Annotated in this window: 26 protein-coding genes; 15 read left to right on the top strand and 11 right to left on the bottom strand. The window is 33.2% G+C overall.

Translation table 11 applies throughout. The annotated features are described in order from the left end of the window. The first annotated feature begins 2 nt into the window (after positions 1-2). The gene (locus tag IWX84_RS10990) at positions 3-1,217 is read left to right on the top strand and encodes an acetyl-CoA carboxylase biotin carboxylase subunit family protein (RefSeq protein WP_196850800.1); all 1,215 of its coding nucleotides are present in this window, start codon (positions 3-5) and stop codon (positions 1,215-1,217) included. 220 nt (positions 1,218-1,437) lie between these two features. Continuing rightward, complete coding sequence (locus tag IWX84_RS10985) at positions 1,438-3,093, top strand: M1 family metallopeptidase (RefSeq protein WP_196850799.1); 1,656 nt, start codon at positions 1,438-1,440, stop codon at positions 3,091-3,093. A gap of 66 nt (positions 3,094-3,159) precedes the next feature. On the opposite strand, the gene IWX84_RS10980 is transcribed toward IWX84_RS10985, so the two are convergent. From IWX84_RS10980 to IWX84_RS10940, 9 genes are all read right to left on the bottom strand, one after another. Beyond that, the gene (locus IWX84_RS10980; RefSeq protein WP_196850798.1) at positions 3,160-4,350 is read right to left on the bottom strand and encodes a hypothetical protein; all 1,191 of its coding nucleotides are present in this window, start codon (positions 4,348-4,350) and stop codon (positions 3,160-3,162) included. 15 nt (positions 4,351-4,365) lie between these two features. Further along, complete coding sequence (locus IWX84_RS10975; RefSeq protein ID WP_196850797.1) at positions 4,366-5,196, bottom strand: type 1 glutamine amidotransferase; 831 nt, start codon at positions 5,194-5,196, stop codon at positions 4,366-4,368. A gap of 42 nt (positions 5,197-5,238) precedes the next feature. After that, the gene (locus IWX84_RS10970) at positions 5,239-6,348 is read right to left on the bottom strand and encodes a carboxylate-amine ligase (protein WP_196850796.1); all 1,110 of its coding nucleotides are present in this window, start codon (positions 6,346-6,348) and stop codon (positions 5,239-5,241) included. A 68-nt stretch (positions 6,349-6,416) separates the two neighbouring features. Further along, positions 6,417-7,358, bottom strand: coding sequence for a RimK family alpha-L-glutamate ligase (locus IWX84_RS10965; protein WP_196850795.1), 942 nt, complete (start codon positions 7,356-7,358; stop codon positions 6,417-6,419). Positions 7,359-7,407: 49 nt separating this feature from the next. After that, on the bottom strand, positions 7,408-8,121 hold the full coding sequence (locus IWX84_RS10960; protein ID WP_196850794.1) for an esterase family protein: 714 nt from the start codon (positions 8,119-8,121) through the stop codon (positions 7,408-7,410). A gap of 299 nt (positions 8,122-8,420) precedes the next feature. Then, the gene (locus IWX84_RS10955) at positions 8,421-8,825 is read right to left on the bottom strand and encodes a glyoxalase (RefSeq protein WP_196850793.1); all 405 of its coding nucleotides are present in this window, start codon (positions 8,823-8,825) and stop codon (positions 8,421-8,423) included. Positions 8,826-8,936: 111 nt separating this feature from the next. Continuing rightward, a complete protein-coding gene (locus tag IWX84_RS10950) occupies positions 8,937-9,176 on the bottom strand; it encodes a CBU_0592 family membrane protein (protein WP_196850792.1) in 240 nt (79 codons plus the stop codon). After that, complete coding sequence (locus IWX84_RS10945; RefSeq protein WP_196850791.1) at positions 9,176-10,471, bottom strand: mechanosensitive ion channel family protein; 1,296 nt, start codon at positions 10,469-10,471, stop codon at positions 9,176-9,178. Before IWX84_RS10945 ends, IWX84_RS10950 begins: the two co-directional genes overlap by 1 nt. Then, positions 10,464-10,748: a DUF3817 domain-containing protein gene (locus IWX84_RS10940; protein WP_196850790.1), complete on the bottom strand. Its 285-nt coding sequence runs from the start codon at positions 10,746-10,748 to the stop codon at positions 10,464-10,466. Before IWX84_RS10940 ends, IWX84_RS10945 begins: the two co-directional genes overlap by 8 nt. 102 nt (positions 10,749-10,850) lie before the next feature. Between IWX84_RS10940 and IWX84_RS10935 the strand changes: the two genes are divergently transcribed. The 11 genes from IWX84_RS10935 (at position 10,851) to IWX84_RS10885 (ending at position 21,390) form a co-directional block, all read left to right on the top strand. After that, the gene (locus tag IWX84_RS10935) at positions 10,851-11,378 is read left to right on the top strand and encodes a DUF6155 family protein (protein ID WP_196850789.1); all 528 of its coding nucleotides are present in this window, start codon (positions 10,851-10,853) and stop codon (positions 11,376-11,378) included. A 369-nt stretch (positions 11,379-11,747) separates the two neighbouring features. Then, a complete protein-coding gene (locus tag IWX84_RS10930; protein WP_196850788.1) occupies positions 11,748-13,292 on the top strand; it encodes a DEAD/DEAH box helicase in 1,545 nt (514 codons plus the stop codon). Between the two features lie 222 nt (positions 13,293-13,514). Continuing rightward, positions 13,515-14,852 (top strand): DEAD/DEAH box helicase, encoded by a 1,338-nt coding sequence (locus IWX84_RS10925; RefSeq protein WP_196850787.1) that lies wholly within the window; start codon positions 13,515-13,517, stop codon positions 14,850-14,852. Positions 14,853-15,074: 222 nt separating this feature from the next. Next, a complete protein-coding gene (locus tag IWX84_RS10920; RefSeq protein WP_196850786.1) occupies positions 15,075-15,719 on the top strand; it encodes a hypothetical protein in 645 nt (214 codons plus the stop codon). 68 nt (positions 15,720-15,787) lie between these two features. Then, entirely contained in the window at positions 15,788-16,582 is a 795-nt protein-coding gene (locus IWX84_RS10915) for a hypothetical protein (RefSeq protein ID WP_231385469.1), read from the top strand. Positions 16,583-16,765: 183 nt separating this feature from the next. Continuing rightward, positions 16,766-17,626, top strand: coding sequence for an RES domain-containing protein (locus IWX84_RS10910; protein ID WP_196850784.1), 861 nt, complete (start codon positions 16,766-16,768; stop codon positions 17,624-17,626). 330 nt (positions 17,627-17,956) lie between these two features. Beyond that, entirely contained in the window at positions 17,957-18,511 is a 555-nt protein-coding gene (locus IWX84_RS10905; protein ID WP_196850783.1) for an REP-associated tyrosine transposase, read from the top strand. A 417-nt stretch (positions 18,512-18,928) separates the two neighbouring features. Next, positions 18,929-19,267 (top strand): type II toxin-antitoxin system RelE/ParE family toxin, encoded by a 339-nt coding sequence (locus IWX84_RS10900; protein WP_196850782.1) that lies wholly within the window; start codon positions 18,929-18,931, stop codon positions 19,265-19,267. Next, entirely contained in the window at positions 19,251-19,556 is a 306-nt protein-coding gene (locus IWX84_RS10895; RefSeq protein WP_196850781.1) for a helix-turn-helix domain-containing protein, read from the top strand. The genes IWX84_RS10900 and IWX84_RS10895 overlap by 17 nt, the downstream gene beginning before the upstream one ends. A gap of 71 nt (positions 19,557-19,627) precedes the next feature. Further along, positions 19,628-19,993 carry a glyoxalase gene (locus IWX84_RS10890; RefSeq protein ID WP_196850780.1) on the top strand — a complete coding sequence of 122 codons (366 nt, stop codon included), beginning with the start codon at positions 19,628-19,630 and terminating at the stop codon, positions 19,991-19,993. A gap of 140 nt (positions 19,994-20,133) precedes the next feature. Continuing rightward, on the top strand, positions 20,134-21,390 hold the full coding sequence (locus tag IWX84_RS10885) for an NAD(P)/FAD-dependent oxidoreductase (RefSeq protein ID WP_196850779.1): 1,257 nt from the start codon (positions 20,134-20,136) through the stop codon (positions 21,388-21,390). Positions 21,391-21,398: 8 nt separating this feature from the next. Here IWX84_RS10885 and IWX84_RS10880 read toward each other — a convergent pair whose 3' ends face one another. Beyond that, positions 21,399-22,628 carry a multidrug effflux MFS transporter gene (locus IWX84_RS10880; RefSeq protein ID WP_196850842.1) on the bottom strand — a complete coding sequence of 410 codons (1,230 nt, stop codon included), beginning with the start codon at positions 22,626-22,628 and terminating at the stop codon, positions 21,399-21,401. Positions 22,629-22,745: 117 nt separating this feature from the next. Next, positions 22,746-23,465 (bottom strand): sulfite exporter TauE/SafE family protein, encoded by a 720-nt coding sequence (locus tag IWX84_RS10875; protein ID WP_196850778.1) that lies wholly within the window; start codon positions 23,463-23,465, stop codon positions 22,746-22,748. 105 nt (positions 23,466-23,570) lie between these two features. Here IWX84_RS10875 and IWX84_RS10870 point away from each other — a divergent pair, with 105 nt between their 5' ends. Both IWX84_RS10870 and IWX84_RS10865 read left to right on the top strand, forming a co-directional pair. Next, positions 23,571-23,993 carry an Lrp/AsnC family transcriptional regulator gene (locus IWX84_RS10870; RefSeq protein ID WP_196850777.1) on the top strand — a complete coding sequence of 141 codons (423 nt, stop codon included), beginning with the start codon at positions 23,571-23,573 and terminating at the stop codon, positions 23,991-23,993. Between the two features lie 253 nt (positions 23,994-24,246). Beyond that, on the top strand, positions 24,247-25,614 hold the full coding sequence (locus tag IWX84_RS10865; RefSeq protein WP_196850776.1) for an NAD-dependent succinate-semialdehyde dehydrogenase: 1,368 nt from the start codon (positions 24,247-24,249) through the stop codon (positions 25,612-25,614). Positions 25,615-25,706: the final 92 nt, after the last annotated feature.

Genomic DNA, 25,706 nt, shown 5'->3' with positions numbered 1-25,706 from the left:
GTATGGAAAATTCTAAAACCTTCATCTGCATTTCTAATTATTTCAAGGGTTCCGATTTTTTAATTCAATTAAAAAAATTAGGCAACAAAGTTTATCTTGTAACCAGCGAAAAGTTAAGAAAAAGTCCATGGCCAAATGAGTACATTGATGAGATATTTTATATGGAGGGCCAAGATATTGACTGGAATTTAGAGCATCTTCTATTGGGTGTGGGTAATTTAATGAAGTCAACTAAAATAGATGCTATAGTAGCTCTCGATGATTATGATGTAGAAAAAGCCACTTATCTTAGAGAAAATCTTAGAATTGATGGGATGGGACAAACCACGGGACGTTATTTTAGATATAAATTAGCGATGCGCATGAGAGCAAAAAGTTGTGGTATTTCCATACCTGCTTTTTGTTCGTTATTTAATGACCCTGATATCAATACTTTTGCAGATACTATTCCCGCACCATGGGTTTTGAAACCACGTTCTGAGGCTTCGGCAACAGGGATTATAAAAGTGTTTGACAAAGAAAGTTTGTGGATTCATATCAACGAAATGGGGAATAACAGATTCAAATATTTATTGGAACAATTCAAACCAGGCGATGTATATCATTGTGACAGTTTGATTGTAGACAGTAAAGTAATATTTAGTTTAACTTCTAAATATTTGGCTACGCCAATGGAAATTTCGCAAGGTGGCGGTGTTTTTCGTTCGGCAAATATTCCATATGGTTCAGAAGATGACAAAGCAATAAAAAAAGTTAATGAACAAGTGATGAAAGGTTTTGGATTGAAACACGGTGCCTCTCATACTGAATTTATAAAATCGAAAGATGATGGAAAAATTTATTTTCTGGAAACATCGTCTCGCGTTGGTGGAGCTCATCTAGCCGAAATGGTTGCAGAAGCTTCCAACATTAACTTATGGAAAGAATGGGCGACTATAGAAGATGCATTAGTTAAAGGAACGAAATATGTTTTGCCAAAAGTAAAAAAAGGATATGCCGGTATTGTATTGACTTTGTCTAAATTTCAGCATCCTAATTTATCCTCTTTTACAGATCCTGAAGTTTGTTTCAAAGTTCCATTAGATTATCATGCAGGACTAATTGTAAAATCAAATAAACACGAACGAATTCTTGAATTATTAGATGATTATGCTGATCAATTAGTAGCTAATTTTACGGCAGTTGTAGAACAAAATAAAGTGGCGAAATTGCATTGATTATCAGTCCAAACGCACCATATTATTTTTACCGCATAGAATCGTAGACTAATGGTTGATAAATATGTTTTATAGAAATAGTTTTTCCATCCCGACAACTTTGGGACTATGCTTTCTAGTTTTAATGCACTATCTTTTAATTAAAACAGTATAAATCTATGCTTGTATGTGGTAAATTTTTACCTAAACCAAATCTAAAATTCAAAAAAATTTTAATTTCATGAACATATATTTTCGCTTTATTTTTATTTCCCTTTTTATTTCTAACGCTGCAAACGCCCAAGGACTTCTTGGAAAATCACAACAAGTCTTTACCAAACAAGATTCGTTACGAGGAAGTATAACCAAAGAAAGAGCTTGGTGGGATGTAAAACAATATCATCTTGACATTAAAGTAAATCCAACGGAGCAAACGATTACTGGTTCCAATACTATAAAATATCAAGTACTGCAGGAATACAATCGCATGCAAATAGATTTACAAAATCCAATGGAAATCTTTAAGGTGATTCAAGACGGAAAAGAATTAAAATATACAAGGGATGGAAATGTATTTATTATAGAATTAGTTGCTCCTCAAAGAACCGGAACAGTAAAAGAACTCACTGTGTTTTATGGAGGTAAACCAAAGATAGCCGTAAATCCGCCATGGGATGGAGGAATTACTTGGAAAAAAGATTCTAATGGTAATCCGTTTATAGCGTCATCTTGTCAAGGATTGGGAGCCAGTGTTTGGTGGCCCAATAAAGATCATATGTATGACGAAGTGGAAAGTATGCTAATCAGTGTAAATGTTCCAAAAAATTTGATGGATGTCTCCAATGGTCGTTTGCAAAGTGTAACCGAGTTGAAAGACGGCACAAAAACATATAATTGGCTGGTATCAAATCCCATCAACAATTACGGTGTGAACATCAACATTGGCGATTATGTTTCTTTTTCGGAGAAATACAAAGGGCAAAAAGGAAATTTAGATTGTAATTATTATGTTTTAAGAGATAATTTAGCCAAAGCAAAAATCCAATTCAAAGATGCGCCTCGAATGCTGAAGGCTTTCGAGCATTGGTTTGGACCGTATCCTTTTTATGAAGACAGTTACAAACTCGTTGAAGCACCATATTTAGGGATGGAACATCAAAGTAGTGTCACCTATGGGAATGGTTTCAAAAATGGATATTTAGGAAGAGATTTAAGTGGTACCGGCTGGGGTTTAAAGTTTGACTATATTATTATTCATGAATCTGGACACGAATGGTTTGCCAATAATATCACTTACAAAGATATTGCTGATATGTGGATTCATGAAAGTTTCACCGATTATTCTGAAAGTCTTTTCCTTGAATATTATTACGGAAAAGAGGCAGCTTACACTTATGTTAGAGGTTTGCGAAAAAATATTCAAAATGATAAACCTATAATTGGCTACTATGATGTAAATAATGAAGGTTCAAGCGATATGTATTACAAAGGGGCCAATATGTTGCATACGTTGCGTCAAATTGTAAATGATGACGAAAAATGGAGAACTATTTTAAGAGGATTAAACAGTACTTTTTATCATCAAACGGTTACAACAAAACAAATTGAAGATTATTTGAGTAAATCCACAGAAATGGATCTATCTGCTTTTTTCAATCAATATTTGAGAGATATTAGAATTCCTACTTTAGAATATTTTTTCAAAAACGATAAATTAGGATACCGATGGACAAATTGTGTTCCGGGATTTAATATGCCAATAAAAATAACGGTAAATGGAACTGGAAAATTACTGAAACCAACAACAGGTTGGGATTCGATTTCTGTTAAGAGCGAAAATGCCAAGCTGGAAATTGATAAGAATTTTTATGTAGCAGGTTTTAATATCTCGGAATAATTTTTATATAATAGAAATAACAAAAAAGACCAATTTACAGATTGGTCTTTTTTATGCGAATATTTTTTATCTCTCAAACAATCCCAAAGTACCGCCAACCCAATCTTTATCTTTATTGAATTTTACACCAATCATTTCGCCACGGCTCAATCGAACTAGGTTACAAAGCAGAGTGGGAGATTCAGCTTCTTCTTTCCAAACGCAAAGTACACGAACTTCGGCTTTTACTTTTCCGTCGGGAGATTGTACTATAGGTATGTAGTTTACTTTTTTCTGAAGGATATAGAGTTCTTTTTCAACTACTGCTTCAATATCTTCTTTTTTTACATGGAAAATTACGCCAGTACCTGAGAAAGAAAATAAGGGTTTCAGCACATAATTTTCTAAATCTTCCGGAATTACTTCCAGCTCACTTAATAAAGTAGTTTCAATAAAATATTTTCCTTTTAACAAAGGCAAAATAAATTTACTGATTCTGAAAAACCAGTTGGGATGCCCTGCCCATTCAACATCAAGATCATCAGAGAAATTGAAATTTAGTTTTAAATCGGTTCGTAAATCCAATTCATCAAAAATAACTCGATTATAAATTCGTTTTGCAAGAATTTCATCTCCTGCTGCATTTTTATAAAAAAGTCGTTTCCCTTTTTTTATCAGCTCGGTAACACAAACTATTGGAATACCAATATCTCTGCTGCAATAATAAAAATCAATTTTTGTGTTTTGCTTCTCCGGTTCAATTTCAAGCAGAATAACATTTTCTTTTGGATGCTTGTTACAAATTACTTCTTCAAGAATATCAAGATATACTTGTGGTTCAATATCATTTATAAAAGGAGTTAATTCAGCAAGAAAAGGATAATGATTCTTAAATTTCTCATACAAGTTAAACTGATAATTGTATAACGAGGGAAAGCCTTGCACTTCAATTAGTTTAGGAATAACCGCACCATCTTCTACGCAAATACCGAAATCAATGGCTAAAAAAGAAGTGTGTTCGTCCTCGTTTGGAACTTTATTATTTAATTCTAATGCCTTGTCAGTAAGTACTTTAAAGTTTTTTTGTTTAATTAAAGCTATAACTTCATTACATCCTTCAATTAATTGTGCTTTTAACTCATTTGAAATAAAAAATGGAGTTTCGGCTAATCTAAAAGTCGGTAAATAATTAAAATCGGAAGCAATATCGTCTTTAAATTCTTGATATTTTTTGTCTGTAAATTGAGTATTAAATAACTCCCGATATTTTGAAATCATACACTATAAAATTTATTAATTAGATAACATTTTTTTAGTTTTCATCAAGTCATTTATGGCAATTCGCAGGAAATTTGGAATTAAAGTTTCATTGGTTCTGTATATTTTATCATCGTCCAATAAGTCTTCAAGCATGTTTCTAAACTTCTTTTTGCCTTTCATACTCTTGATTTTTTCCTTTGCCTCTTTATTTCTCAAATGCGAGACAAAGCTTATGGGATCAGCTTCCGGATGAAACTGCGTCCCTACAAAATAATCCGTGAAACGAACGGCCATAATAGCGCGTTCATATTGTACGTGATCTCTAATTTTTTCCAAAGAAATAATTTTGGCTCCTTTTTTAGTAAAAATACTCAGTTTAGGCTGTACAACCTGATAATCGCGAGAATCAATGGCGTAAAAAGGGTCTGACAATCCTTCAAAAAGGGGATCCGTCAATCCTTCTTTTGTTTTGTGAATCGTCATCACGCCAAAAGAGGTGTCATTTCGTTTGGTTACAGTTGCCAATCCAAAATGCAGGCAAGCCATCTGAAACGAATGACAAATAAACAAAACATGTTTTTTAACCGCGTTTTCGTTATTCCACTTTGTTAAGGAGTCGATAAATTCGTAATACTTTTTATCCCATTCTCCGTCTCCTACCATTGGATTTCCTGGACCGCCAGTGGAAATATAAATATCAAACTTGTTAATTTCAGGTAATTCACACTTTACGCGCACATCAAATATTTCGAAACTTACAACAGGACTAAACCGGTTAATGACATCAATAATACAACGCATTCCCTGATTTGGCATACCATTGTACATATCTAATAAGGCAATCTTTATAATTCTATTGGACATACGTTTATTTTAAAAAATCAATCGGCAAAGTTAATTTTTAATTTACAATCCTTTTGTAAATTCACCAGTAATAAAATCAACCACTCTGGAAAGATTGCCCGTTTCTTCAAAAATAGCCAACTGTTTGTCCGCTCCAGTTCCGTTTTTCAAAATCTTATGAACATAATTAATATCGTCTCGACTTCCCAATTCATCGACTACATCGTCAATGAAATCAAGTAGTTCCAGAATTAGTATCTTTGTTTCCACCTCTTTTTGCAAACCAAAATCAATCATGTTATTTTCAATTCCGTAACGGGCTGCACGAAATTTATTTTCTTTTATCAGGGCTAGTCTATAAATATTAAAACTAGTATTATTCATGTTAAGTTTATAAAGTTTGGCCACAATTGCTTGAATAATAGCCACAATACATATGGTTTCATCCACTGTTAAACACATATCGCAAATCCGGAATTCAATCGTATTGTAAAAAGGATGCAAGCGTAAATCCCACCAAATCTTTTTAGGATTATCTATACAATTGGTTTTAACTAACGTATCCAAATAATTTTGATAGGCAGCAACCGAATCAAAATATTCCGGCAACCCTGTTCTTGGAAATTTATCAAAAACCTTTGTTCTAAAGGATTTATAACCCGTTTTTCGTCCTTCCCAAAAAGGAGAATTCGTAGAAAGCGCAAAAATATGAGGCAAAAAGTAGGTCGCTTGATTCATCAATTGCAATCCAATTTCCCGATTTTCAATTCCTACATGGCAATGCATCCCAAAAATTAAATTGGATCGCGCCGCATCTTGCAATTCATTCACAATATCGTGATATCTGGGATCATCAGTGATGGGCTGGTCTTGCCATTTAGAAAACGGATGCGTTCCAGCACCACCAACGATTAAATCTTGTTTATCGGCTAATTCTACAATTTTAGACCTCAAAAATTTAATTTCACACTTAGCTTCAGCAACACTTTTACAAATATTGGTTCCCACTTCGACCACAGATTGGTGCATTTCTGACTTCACCTGCTCGTTTAATATTATTTTAGCACCATCCACAATTTTAGACAAATGCGATCGCAAATCTCTTGTCTCAGGATCAATAATTTGATATTCTTCTTCGACACCTAGCGTAAAAACTGGTAATTTCTTTGACATAATTATTTTTTTAGTGTTCAGTCGCAGTCGCAGTTTTCAGTCTGTTTACTGAATACTGTGACTGAAAACTATTTTGCTGCGTCTTTAATAAATGTACCCCAAGTAAGATTCATTTTTCCAGGTTTTTGTTTTTTCGCGGCAGCGATTGCCATCTTAGAAGCTTCTTCAACAACCCATTCAAAATTTTCAGCACCAACTGATGTTAATTCAGCATCTGGAGCCGGATTTCCAAAATCAATAGCGTAAGGGATTCCATCTCTTACAGCAAATTCAACTGTATTAAAATCATAACCCAATCCTTTACAAAGTCTTAAAGTATAATCTTTTATCGTTGCCAATAATTTTTTATCCGTTGGCGGTCCATCAATTACATAACGCAAATGATGTGGATTTCTTGGTTCATATTGCATGATTCGGACTGCTTTACATCCCAAACAATACACTCTGAAATATTCCGTGAAAACAATTTCTTCCTGAAGCATCATCACTAATTGTCCTGTTTCCTGATGTTTCTCCCAAAACTCTTCCTTGTTTTCTAAACGATAAACATTTTTCCAACCGCCACCTGCATACGGTTTCATGTACGCTGGAAAACCAATATAATCGAAAATTCCTTGCCAATCCATTGGGTACTTTAAATTCCTGAAAGATTTTCCGGTTGTATCCGTAGGATGTTCCGCTGAAGGTAGGATTACGGTATTGGGTAACGGAACTCCAAGAGTATCTGCTAACGCATTATTGAAAAATTTATCATCGGCACTCCACCAGAAAGGATTGTTAATAACATTCGTTCCTGTTAAAGCTGCATTTTTTAAATAAGCACGATAAAAAGGAACATCTTGTGAAATTCTATCGATAATTACAGCATATTCACCACCTTGATTTTGAACGACTTTATCAATGGAAACTGCTTCTGCAATAATTCCTTTTTCGTTTTTCGAATTCACTCTGTCTATAAACGCTTGTGGAAATGTATCTTCCATTCCAAATAAAATTCCAATTTTTTTCATCTCTTTCTATTTTAATTACTTGATACCTGATTCTGTTGATTATATTGTTTTAAAAAAATTTAATTCTTGATAAATAGTGCGGAAACATTTCTTTCCACATTGGCCAGTCATGATTTTTATCCTGACGAATATCGAGCCAGTGATGGATGTTTCTTTCGCTTAAAACCTTGCTTAATTTTAGATTGGCATCGAAACAAATATCCCAATTAGAAGTTCCTAAAACGATATCCATATTCCACAATTCAGGATCATTAAGACCGTGTAAATAATCTTCCGGACTGTTATAAAATACATCGTCGTTATGAAAACCATCCATGAAATTCTTAATGTTAAAAGCGCCACTCATAGAAAATAGATGACTAACATATCCAGGATGACGAAAAGCAAAATTAGATGCATGATATCCGCCAAAGCTGCAACCCGCCATAATCACTTTCCCTGAAGCAGTATTGTTTTTTACTTTTTCGACAATTTCATGACAAATCATTTTGTCATATTTAACGTGATTTTCTATACGATGGACAGGATGGATATTTTTATTGTAAAAACTGTCTTTATCAATGCTGTCAGGACAAAAAACCTGAATTAAACCTTGCTCAATATACCATTTGGCCGATTCAATCAATCCCATGTCTTTATTTTCATGATAACTTCCCATAGAGGTAGGAAAAAGAATTACAGGAAATCCCGTATGTCCAAAAACCAACATTTCGATATCTCTATTTAGATTGGGGGAATACCATTTGAAATATTCTTCCTTCATAGCTTTATTTTTAACAATTATAATGAAAAAAAACGAGCAAAGAAAGATAATTGATCAAGCTTAACTAATAATTATCACAAAAAGCAATAAAGATTATTAACTAGTAATGAAATTATGATTTTTATATTAATTAGCCCATATTTTTTAAATTATAATCAAAAACAAATGGTTTTTAATACATCAACTTTTTTTAATACAACGATGGAAGCGGCTAGAAACCGACTATTTACTCGAAAAATTCATGAAGCAATTACCAATATATGGTACAAAGTTTTTAAATAGTCGCTTGTTTTAAAGAATTATGAATCAGCATTTACCTCAAATAACTGTACTTGACTTTTTAATCTTTCGACAAGCATCGTCATCATTCTTTTGTTTAGGCTGGAAGAATTTTTAATGTATTGAGCGTATTCATTCGATGTAAATAAACCGATAATCATTCCCTTCAAGGCATTTCTAAATTTGATGTCTTTTTGGATTGCGTTTTCGATCATCGACAATTTTTTTTCAGTAGTTTGCGAATAAAAATCAGTTTTATTCTTGTCGATATAATTGATGAACGACGCTACAAACAAATCGTTTTGTAATTTTAAAATAGGTCGAAGAACTTCATTTTGAAAGGATTCATCAGATGAAGATTGAGAGGTAACAGTACCGATAGTTTGTCCTCTGAATTGTTTTAAAAAAGTATCGCGTTGGTCCATTTTTTTCTTTAAAATTATGAAAAAAAGAAATAGAAACCACTTGATTTTATGTTATGAAAAGAATATTTTTCGTTTTGATTTCATAAAATGGAAAAAAAGCCATTTTATATTTTATTTTTTTCGAAAATAGGTAAATATCCCATAAGCGGAAACCAATGTCCAAGAGCCTTCCAAAATAATGAAAGGTAAATAATTTAGCAAAACGGATGCAAAACAAGCTATTCCGGCGCCTATAAAATTCAAAAAAAGATAGATTAAACTCTCTTTTTTTATAGTGTCATTTAAGTTTAAAAAGTAGGCAACCAAAAGAATGGTCACCCCTATAAATCCAATCCAATCTGTTACTGACATTATATTATTTTTTTTGTTTTTAATTTTGGTAAGTCACTATCAGCAACGAAACTACCTTGTGAAGGCAATTCAAAAATTTCTAAATCGAAATACGGAACTGATGCGATAATGTGGTCAAAAACATCGGCCATTATATATTCGTAATTTTCAAATCCTTTGTCTTTAGAAAAAGCATAAACTTCGAGTGGAACTCCATGTGAAGTCGATTGCAACTGGCGGCAAAGCATCAGCATATCTTGATTCAGTTCTGGATAATTAAAAAGATATTCCGTAATATATTTTCGAAACAAACCCAAATTTGTCAAATTTCTACCATTAATAGCCAACGATTTATCAATTTGATTCGTCAAGTTATAGTCATCAATTTCAGCTTTTCGAGTGTCAATATAATCGCTGATTAGATTGATTCTCTTCAAATCATTTAATTCAGCTTCCTCTAGAAATCGGATGCTGCTGGTTTTTATAAGAATGTGTCTTTTGATCCTTCGCCCATCAGAATTGAGCATACCGCGCCAGTTTTGGAAAGAATCAGAACTTAAACTGTATGTTGGAATAGTGGTCGTGGTATTGTCAAAATTTCGAACCTTTACTGTGGCTAGATTTATCTCGATTACATCACCATCGGCGCCAAATTTATCCATTGTAATCCAATCCCCAATACGAACCATATCGTTAATGGATACTTGTACACTGGAAACAAACCCTAAAATAGTATCTCTGAAAATTAAAATAATTACCGCCGAAACAGCTCCTAAAATGGTTAAAAGTTCTTTCTGATCAATATCAAATAATTTTGAAATAATCACGGTAATCCCTACCACCCAAAGGATAATCATTATCACCTGAATAAAACTGTCAATAGGTTTATCGCTATATCTTGGTTTTAGTTTTAAATAATCTCGTAAAGCATTAAAAATGGTGCGAATAATCCAAAGCACCAATATGACGATGTAGATTCCCACCAATTTCCCAAAAACACCTTCCCAATATTCATAGCGATCTAAAATTATGGGTACTGATTTGTATATAAAAAGTAATGGAATCAAGTGAGCAATGTATTTGGCTGTTTTATTGGTAACCAATAAATCATCAAATTTGGTTTTGGTTTTTTGGGCTATAAAAACCATAACCGTTACCAAAATAAGCCTGAATACTACATAAATAGTAAATGCCAGTAAGCATAATACAGCAATATTTATAATCAAACTCAAATAAGAAGCTATACTGCTCCCTAATCCCCATTTCCTAAATATTGGATATAAAAAAGTGAATAGTTTCTCTATAAATTTATACATTTTTCAGGTATTTTTTGTCCACATAGAAAGTACCCAAAGGAATTAAAGAGGCAATTAAAATTATTCCAAAGTTTTTAAGATCCCATTTTTGAGATTTTTTCAGTAAAATGGCCAATACAATATAGCCAATAAATAGGATTCCATGACTCATCCCAATAGGGTAAAGCAATGTTTTATAGAGTACTGGATTTGTAGGCTTGATGAAAAGCATATTCGAAAATAAAACCAGGTATGATATTCCTTCCAGAATTGCTGTAATCTTGAAAATCTTGAGCATTTACTATATTTTGATTGATAATTGACAAAAATAAGTATTATCATTGATTTTTAATCTATTGATTCCTAAAGTAATTTACTTTTGTATTCTTAAACTTTGATAATGAGCAAGCGCGATTTAAAAAAATATCTGGCAGAACTGAATAAAGAACAACTCGAAGAACAAATTATCGAATTGTACGAAAAATTTAGCGCGGTAAAAGTCTATTATAATTTTGTTTTCAATCCAAAGGAAGAAACGCTTTTGCAGGAATGCAAACTGAAAATCTCCAACGAATATTATCCTGCAAAAAAACCGGGAAGAAGAAGCAAACCAAAAATGAGGCGTTCCGTTGCTCAAAAATATATTAAGCATTTTGTCCTTTTGGGAGTAGATCCCTTTATAATTGCCGATGTAATGCTCTACAATATTGAAATTGCCCAAACGTTCTCCTCTGAGAATGTTATAAAACAAGAATTGTTTTTCAAAAGTATGTTCAATTCCTTTGAACAAGCGGTAGTATTTTTGATTGCAAATGGAATCCTAAATGATTTTAAGACTAGAATACTAGCCATTCACAATCAAACTATTAAACAAAAATGGCACAATGAACCCGAGTTTAATGCAGTAATAGAGAGATTTGAGTATTAAAGTCTGCACTGTTAAAATTTTACCACAAATTACACAAATTTTCACAAATTAATTCGTGCTAATTTGTGCTAGAAAACAGTTGCAGAACATAAAACTAAATGCATTAAAGCACCTATTTTTAGCTGTTTTTGTGGCCAATAAATTTTAAAATTTTACTACATAGAATCATAGATTTTTAATTTTTCAACAAAACTCTTTTTTTGCCACTTTTCTATGTCTTTATGTGGTAAAATAGCTTACGTTTTCTCTTTTTCAGTATTAAGCTGCTGTATAATTCTATTTTATTTAATCACTCCTCTTTATTTTTAATTAAAATTGACAATAAAACTGTTTTTTAGGCGTATTTTTGCAAAAATCCAACAATAAGCAATGTCGCAAAACACTTTAGAAATCGAAATCGAAGACAAAAAAGAACTTTATGCCTACCAAAAAGGGGACATAGATGCTATCTTTGAACGTATCGATAATGGACCTCGTCAACATCATTTGTTATATCAATTACCCACTGGTGGAGGAAAGACAGTAGTTTTTTCTGAAATCGTGCGCCGTTATTTGTCAAAACACGACAAAAAAGTAGTGGTTTTAACACACCGAATTGAACTTTGCAAACAAACTTCAAAAATGTTGAAGGGTTTTGATGTAAAAAACAAAATCATCAACAGCAAAGTAAAAGAACTTCCAGACCAAAACGATTATTCTTGTTTTGTGGCGATGGTAGAGACTTTAAAAAACCGTATTAATGATGAAAAATTGCATTTGGACAATATTGGTTTAGTAATTATTGATGAGGCGCATTACAACTCCTTCCGAAAATTATTAAGCTCTTTTAAAAATGCTTTTATATTAGGAGTTACAGCAACGCCTTTGAGTTCGAATATTAAGTTGCCAATGCATGAAAGTTATGATGAATTAATTGTAGGAGATACCATTAGTTCATTGATTGACAAAGGCTTTTTGGCGAAAGCAATCACCTATAGTTATGACGTGGGTTTGACCTCGTTGAAAGTAGGTATAAATGGAGATTACACCGTAAAATCATCGGATGATTTATATACGAATATGGCCATGCAGGAAAAATTATTGCATGCCTACACCGAGAAATCTTTAGGAAAGAAAACCTTGATTTTCAACAATGGTATCAATACCTCATTGTATGTTTATGAAACTTTCAGAGAAGCAGGTTACGAAATCCGCCATCTGGACAACACCAGCAATAACGAGGAACGAAAAGATATTTTACATTGGTTCAAGCACACACCAGATGCCATTTTAACCTCCGTTGGAATCCTTACCACAGGTTTTGATGAACCTACAGTAGAGACTATTATTTTGAATCGCGCGACAAAATCATTGACACTTTACTATCAAATGATTGGACGTGGTTCGAGAAAACTGCCAAATAAAGATGTATTTAACGTGATCGATTTAGGAAATAATGCAGCCCGATTTGGGTTGTGGAGTGAGCCGGTAAACTGGCAACATATTTTTAAATCACCAGAGTTTTATCTGGAAAATTTACGTGATGATACGGAAATCGAATTGTATTTCAAATATTCCATGCCTCCGGAATTACGCGCTAAATTCAGCAAAACGGAAGTGGTAACTTTTGATGTTGATGAGGAACACAAGCAAATCATTGCATTAAATTTACGTTCCAAAGAAGTACTCGATAAATCCTTGGAGCAACACGCTGCTATGTGTGTTGATAATTCAGAGACGTTACAGGAAGCTAAAGCATTAGGAAAACTGTTAGAAGATGATATCGATTGTCGCATCAAACGCTATTCAAAATGTTTGAGTCAATGCAGTAAAAATTACCGCGAGTGGCTTGTTGACGATTACAAATTGAAACTGATATTGTTAACCGGGAAAAAATATCGTGAAAAGATAATGAATGAACCGGACGAAGATTAATACTACCGCTCAGGTTTAATTATCAATAACGTCAGTTCGAGTGTTTTTTGTGTAGCGAAGCAAAACAAAAAATGTATTGAGAACCGTTTTCAGGAGCTAATCCCGCTATTCGTCACAATCTTTTATTTTTAAAGAAAAAATAAAAGGATTTTCACTGCTATCGGGGCTAAAAATTACCGTTACACAACAACTATTTTTTATAAAAATATAAAATTCAAAAAAATGCCAAAACAATTCTCTGATTTAGGAATTTCAGCACCCATATTAAAAGCGATTACCGAATTGAAAATTGTTGTACCAACAGAGATTCAGCAAAAAACAATTCCGTTACTTTTATCCAACACTACGGATTTGGTTGGACTGGCTAAAACCGGTACAGGAAAAACGGCTGCTTTTGGATTGCCAATTTTACAATTAATTGACACTGATTTACCGGTAGTACAAGCTGTTATTTTGGTTCCAACGCGTGAATTAGGACATCAGATTTTTAGAAACTTAGAAGATTTTTCAAAATATTTACCTCAAGTTTCTATTGCAGCAACTTGTGGAGGAATTCCAATAAAGCCACAAATAGAACGCTTGGCAACGCCTACGCACATCGTTGTGGCAACACCGGGACGTTTAATAGATTTGATTCAGCGCAAAGCCATAAACCTGAAAGAAACCAAATTCCTCGTGCTTGATGAAGCCGATGAAATGGTGACTATCTTGAAAGAGAGTTTAGATGAAATTGTTGCCGAATTGCCTAAGGAACACAAAACATTATTGTTTTCGGCAACCATGCCGGGAACTATAAAACAGCTAATCCAGAATTATTTAAATAAAAATGTAGTAGAAGTTAGTGCCAACATGGAAACGGTAGGAAATCAAGGAATTGACCATGAATATATTGTGGTGGATCCCATTGAAAAACTGGATGTTTTGATGCATTTCTTAAATTCGAAAGAAGGCGAACGCGGAATCATTTTTTGTAAAACCAAAGCTGCGGTCAATAAATTAGCTAAAAACCTAGCCATCAACCGCTTTTCATCAGGAGCCTTGCACGGAAGTTTATCTCAGGGAATCCGCGACCGAATCATGGAACAATTCCGTGAAGGACATATTAATATTTTAGTGGCAACTGACCTTGCTGCAAGAGGAATTGACGTAAAGGAAATCTCGTATGTGGTCAATTACCATTTACCTGATGTTTATGAAGCTTACGTACACCGTAGCGGAAGAACCGCAAGGGCAGGAGCAAAGGGCCTTTCTCTAACGGTACTGCAAGAAGAAGAAGTAAAGGAAATCGCCGATTTTGAAAAAGAACTTGGAATTAAATTCATCGAATTTAAAAAACCAAGTGCGCTAAGCATTGAAGAAAACAACGCCCTTTTATGGGCCAAACAAATATTCAAAACCAAACCCAACCACGAGGTTGATGCGGAATTGAAAACCAAAATAAAAACCGTTTTTCATCATTTGACCAAAGATGAATTGATAGAAAAACTGTTGGCTAATTATTTGCTACAAAACAAAAACGAACCAGCAGAAAAACCGGTGAAAAGACAAAAAATGAAATAGTAATTTTTCTATTTTATAATTGAAAAACCATTGCAATGCTTGATAAAGCGATGCAATGGTTTTTTTGTTTTCATGTGGTAAAAGGAATTCTTACATTTAGAAAACTGAATAAAATGAAAGAAAAAGATTAAATTTTTATTAAAGAAACACCAAAAAGATGTATATATTTGATGGTTTATACAAGTTGGGCGTCACTTTAACGAAAAATACCGATTATAGTAAATGAAAAAAATAATAGATGGGAAAATAAATCCTACTGAATACGATAATGCATCGTGTAAAATTTTATGGATTTTAAAAGAAGCAAACGTTTCTGCAGAAGACAAAGAAAAGGAATTAAATATATGTGAAGGATTTGATAATGATTGGCATAAAAAAAATGCTTTATCTGTCCCAACATTTCGAAAAATGATTTATGCTACATTTGGTATTTTAAATCCAAATATCGAATGGGCAAATATACCATATGCAAATCAAGAAGCTTATAAAGTAGTAAAACAAATTGCATATATCAACATAAACAAGTTTCCTGCGGATTCTTCCTCAAATGATAAGGAAATTAAAGAAGCATATAATGAAGGAAAAGTTGAACTTTTAAAACAAATAGAGTATTTAAATCCCAATATTATTATATTCGGAAACACACTCAAATATTTTGAATATGAAGATTTATCCAAAATAAATTGGGATATTTCAAAAACCGAAAAAAAATATGCCGATAAAAACACTAATAATACAGCATTTTATATAATTTCTCCTGATAAATTATGTATTAACGCATATCATCCTTCATATCCCAAAATAGCTGACAAAACTTATTGGAATGAAATCAAAAACACATTTATCTTTTGGAAATCAAATAAATAACATAAAAAATGAAAGTATTAAAAATTACAATTGTTAGTTTACTAATTACATTATGCTCTTGTTCCAAAATGGACACTAATACTGGAAGTGGTAAAGTTAAAATGATTAAGGAATTTAACAATTGGATTGTTGACAAAACAACATCAGAACCTAATTTGGATGAAAAAATTGAATTAAAATTAGATTCAATCACTTCTCAGGTGAAAAAAGTTTCATTATATCCAGATGAATTAGAAATGGAAGTTATTAAAACAACAAATATTGACGTAAATAAAGTTGTTAATGAATGTTGGATACTACGACCATCAGGTCATTCACTGGAGCGTTTAAGTGAAAAAGAAAAAACTACAGTATTCACTAAATTTAAAACTGACAACATAAGTTTTAGAGTATTATCTTTAAGATTTAGAAATAGAATAAATGATAATCAAATTCAATTTGAATACTTGAATGTATTATTTGACCAAGATGGAGATTACTCACTCCTTGCGGACCATACAAATGTCAATGATGTTTCAGTCAATGCTGAATCAAGTGCAACTTATGTAATTGAAGGTATTGTTAAAGATATTTTAAAGGAAATGGATAGCGAACCTGTTATTGAAAAATCTAAAACTGATAACAATAAAACTCTTTATATGACAAAAGAAGAGTTTGCTAATATTATGCCATCGGGAAGAAAAGATTTTATGGAGCATAATCTTGAATGGATAGAAAAAACACACAAAGAAGATTTCGAGAATATTAAAAATGATCAGTCTTTAAGTTCAACAGATAAAGCAGAATCTCTTAAAGAAATTGAAACCGAATATGCTAAAAGAATTGAAGATGTAAAAAGAGACGGAGAATGCAGATTTAAGTAAAAAAGAAAAAAAAAGCGAACGCCCAATCGCCGTTTTGATAAAGTGTGTGATTTAGTGGGATTAGCATTTCGCATCATATTCTCGTTCATCCGTAAAATTAGTGGTTACGAAGCACAAACCATCTCAAAGCGATCTAACGTTGTGTGCAATAGTAGAACCAAAAATCAGAATATCAAATTATTAATGAAAAAGTTCCCGTTAAAGAAAGAAGTTTTAGAGTCTTTAAATAGATTTAAATCAATGGATACGAAAACAGCAACAATTGATGAACTTGAAAAAGAATTTATGAAACTTGTTACTAATTTTTCATTTGTACTCATTTCGTTCCCAAAAGGTATAAAGTCACACAGAATTAGAATCAACGAGGGACAAAAAGATTTTTCACAATTAAGTGAGCTATGGTATCCACCAAAAAAAGCAATAAGAAAAATTGGTAGATGTAATGATGTAGAAGAACAAATATTATATTTAGCAGGTGGCGGACATACAGCTTTAAAAGAAACTAACCCACCTGTTGGCTCATTAATAACTTGCATAGAATGTGAAACTATTAAAAAAATAGAATTGATAGATATAGGTGCTATAAAATATATTGATAGAGAACAATACTTGAAGCAATATTCAACTATACATAAAAATATATTAGAAAATCATTATCAAGACAACGAACTATTTGATTTAGACAATATGTTAAAAGAATTTATTATTGAAGAGTTTACGCGCAAAGTTGATGAAAATAATGAACATTTGTACAAAAAGTCAATTGCAATTTCAAAATTCTTTTTTAAGGCACCAGGTGTTAATGGTATCCTTTATCCCAGTATCAAATCAGATTTGAAAGAACTTAACTATGCCATTCCTGCCGTCGATGCAGATAAATATTTTAAACCTATTAGAGTTGATGTCTTTAAAATGGTGTATGTTGAAGAACTAGAAAAAATTGGACTCACTTTAACTAAAGGAAGTTATGATGAATTGAATTTTGAAAAACCAATTAAATATAGCGCCGCTAAACCAATAGAAAATTGGGCGAAACTTAACTAGAGAAACAAAGAACTACTGCACACAATTGCAGTTTCACAATATACAAGACTTGAGACTTATCGTTTTGCAATGATGTTCACGTTGAGCCGAAATTACTCGGATCGTAGAATAGCTCGTATATATCAACGCGAAAATTGCGGAATTGCATTCCCGATAGCTCGGCTACAGACCCCACTGGCGCTCGTTTGTCCACGTTCTCTGGTGCTCGTCTGCGACGAGTGCCTACTTAAATTGAAAGACAAATCGTAGCGTTTGCAACGCGGATAGCTAAAACCGGAGTGCTTTTAAACAAGTATTCTAGAATTCCTTAAATTCAATATTTGATAAAAAATGTCTGAGAAATACAAGGTTATCGATAGTAACGTACCAACTTTTATTACTATAACAGTTGTAGACTGGGTGGATTTATTTGTACGACCTAATTATTGTGCTATTTTGGATGAATCCCTAAATTATTGCATCAAGGAAAAAGGATTGAGTGTGCATGCTTATGTATATATGACAAGTCATATTCATTTAATTGTAACAGCATTTGATGGAGAGTTACAAAATGTTATCCGGGATTTTAAAAAATTCACATCAAAAAAACTGATAGAAGCCATCAAAGAACATCCTGAGAGCAGGCGAGAATGGCTTTTACGGAAATTTAGTTATGAAGCTCAAAAATCAGGAAGAGCTAAAAATTATAAAGTATGGCAAGATGGTTTTCATCCGGTTATATTGGATACTTTAGAAAAAATAGAGCAACGTGTAAATTACATACATTATAATCCCGTTGAAGCAGAAATCGTTTTTCATGAAAGAGATTATGTAAACAGTAGTTATAGGAATTATGAAGAAGACAATACTGTTTTTTATACTGTAAATGCTGCACCTTTGTGGTAATCTGTTTGTAATAGCCGCGTTGCAAACGCTTTATTTAGTTCACACGAGTAAGTCGGTACTCGTCGCAGACGAGCACCAGAGGAGAGATTAATGATCGTGCTATTAATTTTTTATTTGTATTTTAGTTCTGCTGCGACATCCCAACTGGCGCTCGTTTGTCCACGTTCTCTGGTGCTCGTCTGCGACGAGTGCATACTTAAATTGAAAGACAAATCGTAGCGTTTGCAACGCGGATAGCTAAAACCGGAGTGCTTTTAAACAAGTATTCTAGGATTTCCTAAAAAAACCAGATCGCGTGGATATATCAACGCGAAAATAGCATAGAAAACCAAAGGTGATTTCAATGCAAAAAACAAAATATATTTAAAATTCAAGTTTAAAAGTTTCACTTTGGTACAACTTTTGTATCTTTGTGTAATGAGTAAGAAACGAACAATAATTTTTTATAAAGATTACTTTGAAGAATTCTTTATAAAGCAACGTGAAAAAGTCAAGGCAAAAATTATTTGGACGTTAGAATTAATAGAAGAATTAGAGCGAATTCCAGAAACGTATCTTAAACATATTGAAAATACTGACGGACTTTTTGAGATAAGAATTCAGCAACGAAGCGATATTTTCAGAATCTTTTGTTTTTTTGATGAGGGTCAATTAATAATCCTAACAAATGGATTTCAAAAAAAGACGCAAAAGACACCGAAGAATGAAATTGAAAAAGCAATTAAAATAAAAAAGGAGTATGAAAACGAAAAATAATAATATCAAAACACTCGACCAATTTAAAGCTAAACATTACGGAGAAATAGGAACGGAAAAACGTGATGAACTTGATGCAGGCTTTAAAAACTTTAAAATTGGTGCAATGATTCATGATGCAAGACTTCAAAAAGGTTTAACTCAGGAAGAGCTTGCGGATAAAGTTGGAACTACAAAGTCTTATATTTCGAAAATTGAGAATAATGTAAAAGAAGCTAGATTTTCAACTTTACAAAAAATCGTTGAATTAGGTTTAGGTGGGCATTTGGAATTATCCATTAAACTATAGCAAATAAAGAGCGCCACTTGCTCCCAAAATGCTACATTTCCCGAAAAATATAAATAAATATTACAATCATTATGATGACTAAAGCTAAATCGATTCGTGCTTTTATTGGTGCCAAAGACTATGAAGTGTCTAGAAAGTTTTATAGTGAATTGGGTTTTGAAGAAACTATTTTGAGTCCAAATTTATCAGTATTCAAAATGGATGGATTGGCCTTTTATTTACAAGATGCATTTGTAAAAGATTGGATAGATAACACGATGCTTTTCTTAGAAGTGGAAGATGTCGATCAATTTTGGAAAAGCCTTCTGGAACTAAATTTGACCACCAAATACAAAGCAGTAAAACTGGTTCCAATCACGGAAAATGACTGGGGAAAAGAATGTTTTATACACGACCCATCTGGAATTCTATGGCATATTGGTGAATTTTATAGTTAAAGAAAAGAGACGATTCTATTTAAATATCAATAGTAAAGTAATACTACCATAGTTTTTTACTATTTGGAAATTAAATAGTCTCCCAATATATGAAGTATCTTTATCGTATATTTTTTTATTAAAACTATAAATAATAGCTTATGAATATTGTAATCATTGGAGGCGGTTTTGCAGGAATCAATCTAGCCAAAGAACTTTTAAATCAAAAAGGGATTCAGGTAACACTCGTTGATAAAAACAATTATAATTTCTTTCCGCCGCTTATTTATCAGGTTGCGACCGCTTTTCTGGAACCCTCCAGCATCAGTTATCCTTTTCGTAAATTCTTTGCAGGCAAAAAAAATCTACAATTTCGCCTTGGAGAACTGCTAAAAGTGGTGCCATTGGAAAACAAAATTATACTGAATAACGGAGAGTTAAGTTACGATCAATTGGTTTTTGCCACTGGAGCTGAAACGAGTTATTTTGGAATGGAAAACGTACAGAAAAATGCCATTCCAATGAAAACCTTGAATGATGCCATTGAAATGCGCAATATCATATTAAAAAATCTGGAGAAAGCTGCTATTTGCAAAGACATTCGAAAACGCCGCAAACTTTTAACGATTGTCGTTGCCGGCGGTGGGCCTACAGGAGTGGAACTTTCAGGTATGTTTGCCGAAATGAGAAAAAGCATATTCCATAAAGAATACCCGGAACTTGGGACTTCGGCTAGTAATATCTATTTGGTTGATGGCGCAGACGCTATTTTGGCTCCAATGAGTAAAGCCTCACAAGACGACACATTCAAAGCCCTGACCGAATTAGGAGTTGTTATAAAATTAAATACTCGCGTGGTTGACTATGTTGATGATACCGTGTATTTTTCAAATGGAGAAACCATTCAAACTAAAAATTTGATTTGGGCTGCAGGTGTTTCTGCCAAAGCATTTGAAGGAATTCCTATGGAAAGTTATGGTCGTGGAAAAAGAATGGCAACCGATGCTTTTAATAAAGTAAACGCTACCCAAAACATTTACGCCATTGGTGACACTTGCCTTCAACTTACCGATAAACATTTTCCGGAAGGACATCCACAAGTCGCCCAAGTCGCCATTCAACAAGGGATTAATTTGGCTGACAATTTTAAATTAATGGTTAAAAATAAACCGCTACTTCCTTTTAAATATAATGACAAAGGTTCTATGGCAATTATTGGAAAAAACAAGGCTGTAGTTGATCTGCCAAAACCTAAATTGCATTTCAATGGGTTTTTTGCTTGGTTGATTTGGCTGTTTATCCACCTAATTTCATTGATTTCTTATCGCAATAGAGTAAAAACATTTTACAACTGGATGATTGCCTATTTTTCAAGCAACCAATCGCTAAGAATGATTATCCGACCGGGAAAAAACTAAAAAACTAATTAATGAACTAGTGCAATTCCCTCATCGTGAGAAGTGGGAATTGCTTTTTTTATGGTTCGTCTTCCAATAAGCAAAATCACTAATGCCAAAAGTGTGGTAACAGTCATGATGACAACCATTGGAACTGCAGAATTTTTGACAAAAACACCAACTGCAAACGATGCCAAAGCGCCTAATCCCAACTGAATAGCGCCCATCAAAGCAGAGGCGCTTCCTGCATTTCTTGAAAAAGGAGCAAGCGTAAGTCCCGCCGTATTTGGATTAGATATTCCTAAACAGGCCAAGAATAAAAACAACATAGTAATCGTTCCGTACAAGCCTAATAAACCATTCATTGAAAGTATAAGAAACAAAATTACAATAACGGATTGTGTAATTAAAGCGCCAAAAATCATTTGCTCACTTTTAAATCTATTCAACAATACCGAATTTAGCTGACTGGCACTGATAAAACTCAAAGACATAAAAGCAAATATCCAACCGTAAACTTTTGCCTCTACTTTGAAAATATCCATAAATAAAATAGGGGAGGCCGCCACATAAGTAAATAATCCGGAGAAAGCTACAGCTCCTGTAAAAGCATAGGTATAAAACTGAGGTTCTTTTACAATATTTATAAAATTTGTAATAATAGGTTTTGGTTTTAATGAAATCGAAGTGTCCGGTTTATAAGTATTTGGCAAACCAATTTGTGCTGCCAAAAGAATCAAAATTCCCAAACACATTAATATAAAAAAGACGGTATGCCAACCATAATCAGCCGTAACATAACCACCAATTGTTGGCGCTAACATTGGCGAAAGCCCAACCACCAGCATCAATAGGGAGAATACTTTTGGAATATCTTTCACAGGAAATAAATCTCGAACCATTGACACAGAAGCCACAGTCGCAGCACAACTTCCCACAGCCTGAATGAAACGTAAACCAATAAAAGTATCGATATCTTTAACAAAAACACAACCTAAAGAAGCTAAAATATAAACCAACAAGCCTATAAATAAAGGTTTTTTTCTTCCAAAACGATCCAATAACGGTCCATAAAGCAATTGACCCGCAGAAATTCCTATAAAATAACTCGACAAAGTCATAGAAACATTGGCAACCGAAGTATTCAAATCTTTAGCAATTCCAGCAAAACCTGGCAAATACATATCGATCGAAAACGGACCAAGTGCGGTTAAAGAGCCCAGAATTACAATTAATTGGATATATTTTGTTCTTGTTATAGTAGTATTTGTAATCAAAACAGCTTTTTTAAATTTTTTGCAAAGGTAAATTAATTAAGGATGCCAATTAAACTTAAAAGCGGTACCCTTAAATAAATTATAAATACCAAATTTCTATTAATTTTTGAACAATAAAACTGCGCCAGACACAAAAAGCAGTGCTAAAATAAATTTTTTCAGAAACTCCTCATTTAATTTTGAGTACACTATTTTTCCCAATACTAATGCTACTATAAAAAAAGGCAAAACATACATTGAATTATACAATTCAGTAGTTGTTAAAACTCCTTCAAATACTAAAACGGATATTCGCATCACGGAAACTAATCCCAAAATTCCAAACATTGTAGCGCGAAAAGTTTTTATATCAGCCGTTTCATTTTTGATAACCATTACATATAAAGGACCGCCGGTCGAGAAAACACCCGAAAAGAATCCTCCCAAAATCCCAAAAAGTGATTTCATTTTGAATCCGAGTTGCTTTTCATTTTTATTAATTAAACTGTTTAAAACAAATAAAACAATAAATAAACCAAGTGCTTTTTTTAGGATTTGAGGTTGCCCATATAATAAAACTACGGAACCAATAAGTATTCCAATAAATGACGTTATAGCTAATTTTTTCAGTAAGTCTTTGTCCATATTTTTCCATTCCTTGTAAAAATATATGGGTGTTGATAAAAAATAGAAAATTGAGATATAAGTAACCGCTTCAGCAATAGGCATCACAAAAAGCAAAAAAGGCAGTGCAACCAAAGCACCTGCAAAACCGCTAATAGTTTGAATAAAAAATCCTGAGAAAATCCCAATTATAAGCAATACTAACATCATATCCATATGACAAAATTAGTGCAACGGGTAATTATACTAAAATTTTATCAACGGATTTTTTGGCATTTTTCCATTATAAAAAGTAATTTTACGGTAATAAAAACTTTATTTATGGTAGATGTAATAGATTTAAAAATAATTGATAAACTTAAAATCAATTCAAGGGCTTCTTTTGTTGAAATTGGTAAACAAATAGGACTTAGTCCATCGTCCGTGAGGGAACGTGTTCAAAAATTAGAGGAGACCGAAGTTATCAAAGGTTATGGAGTTCAACTAAATAACAAAAAGCTTGGTTTTGGTTTAGAAGTCTTTATTATGTTTAAGTTATTTAGCGGAAAATTAATTCTATTCTGTGATCAATTAGACCAATTTCCTGAAATCTATGAAGTGTATCGAATTACTGGAACGCATAATATTTTTATGAAAGTAGTATTAATAGACCAATTGCATTTACAGCAGTTTATAGATAGGCTATTGCTGTATGGAGAACCTACAACACATTTAATCTTATCTGATTTAAGAAGTTCTAAGTAAAAGCAGCTTTTATTCGAGTGTTTTTTTAGTAATTTGATTTGGCATTAAATATTCACCTACTCTTTAAAAGTTAGTGTGTTATAAGCAATCACCTTAATAGAGATTTGCGAATATTATTTTTTCCAACTTTGGTAAGAAAATCAGCTTAACACTTTGCCAAATTAAACCAAAAGTGTCTAAATTTCCGTCTCCTTTTTAGTACTTTTATACTTTACGGTGATAAAACACCAGTAGAGACTTAAAAATACAACTAATGGCAAAGACTATAGGCATCAATCCTGCAACGGGAGAAAAAATAAGTGAATACGATCGAATTACTGGTAGTCAAGCACTCGAAATAATAGCGGCATCAAAAAAGGAATTTCATCATTGGAAAGAAAAAACATTTGCCGAACGAGCCACGTTAATGTATGCACTAGCCGATGTTCTTGACGAAAACAAGGAAGAATACGCGCAACTGGCGACCAGGGAAATGGGTAAAGTAATTGGTCAAGCTCGCAAAGAGGTTGAAAAATGTGCTTGGATCTGCCGCTATTACGCAGAACATGCAAATACATTGTTAGCCAATGAAACTGTTAAAACGGAGGCTACAAAAAGTTATGTTACTTTTCAGCCCATTGGGGTAATTCTAGCGGTAATGCCGTGGAACTTTCCTTTCTATCAGGCGATTCGGTTTGCTATTCCGGCATTAATGGCAGGTAATACCGGAGTTTTAAAACACGCTACAAATGTTCAAGGATGTGCTTTTGCTATTGAAGAGGCGTTCATCAAGGCAGGATTTCCTAAAGGCGTATTTATGAATTTGAATGTGGATGCCAAAGAGGTAAAAATACTGATTGAAGACAAAAATATTGCCGCCATTACGCTTACAGGAAGCGATGCTGCTGGTCGTTCGATTGCATCAATCGCAGGACAAAACTTAAAGAAAACAGTGATGGAATTGGGTGGTAGTGATGCCTATATTATTTTGGATGATGTGGATTTGGAAGAAGCAACTGATTTGGCTACTTTGGGAAGATTGCAAAACAATGGACAAACTTGTATTGCAGCCAAAAGATTTATTGTTCATGATGCAATCTATGATGCGTTTTTGGCTTTATTCACAAAAAAAATGAAAGCAGCCAAAATGGGCGATCCAACCAGCGAAGATTCCTATTATGGGCCAATGGCAAGGTTAGATTTAAGAGATGAATTGCACGCACAAGTAGAGAAAACTATAAAACAAGGGGGACGTTTAGTTCTTGGAGGAGTCATTCCCGAGGGAAAGGGCGCCTATTATCCTGCAAGCATACTTGTTGATTTGAAACCAGGAATGGAAGCATTTGATAACGAACTTTTTGGTCCTGTAGCCTCAGTGATACGTGCAAAAGATGACAATCACGCAATTGAATTGGCAAATAATTCGCAATTTGGTTTAGGTTCTGGAGTATTCACAAAAAATAGAGAACGCGGAGAAAAATTAGCTTTACGGCTGGAAGCAGGAAGCAGTTTTGTAAATAAATTGGTGGTTTCTGATCCAAGATTACCTTTTGGAGGAATTAAAAACAGTGGATACGGACGAGAACTCGCTGCTTACGGAATTCGGGAATTTGTCAATACAAAAACAATTTGGATTGATTAATATACAGAAGTTTCAGAAATACAATATTCTGTGATCGAAGCTTATAAATAACATCGTAAGAAAACAATTGAATTAAAAATAATTTTAAAAAA

It is taken from the genome of Flavobacterium sp. CG_9.10 (assembly GCF_015752245.1).
In the GTDB taxonomy this organism is placed as follows: Bacteria; Bacteroidota; Bacteroidia; order Flavobacteriales; family Flavobacteriaceae; genus Flavobacterium.
This window is presented reverse-complemented; position numbering and strand designations above follow the sequence as displayed.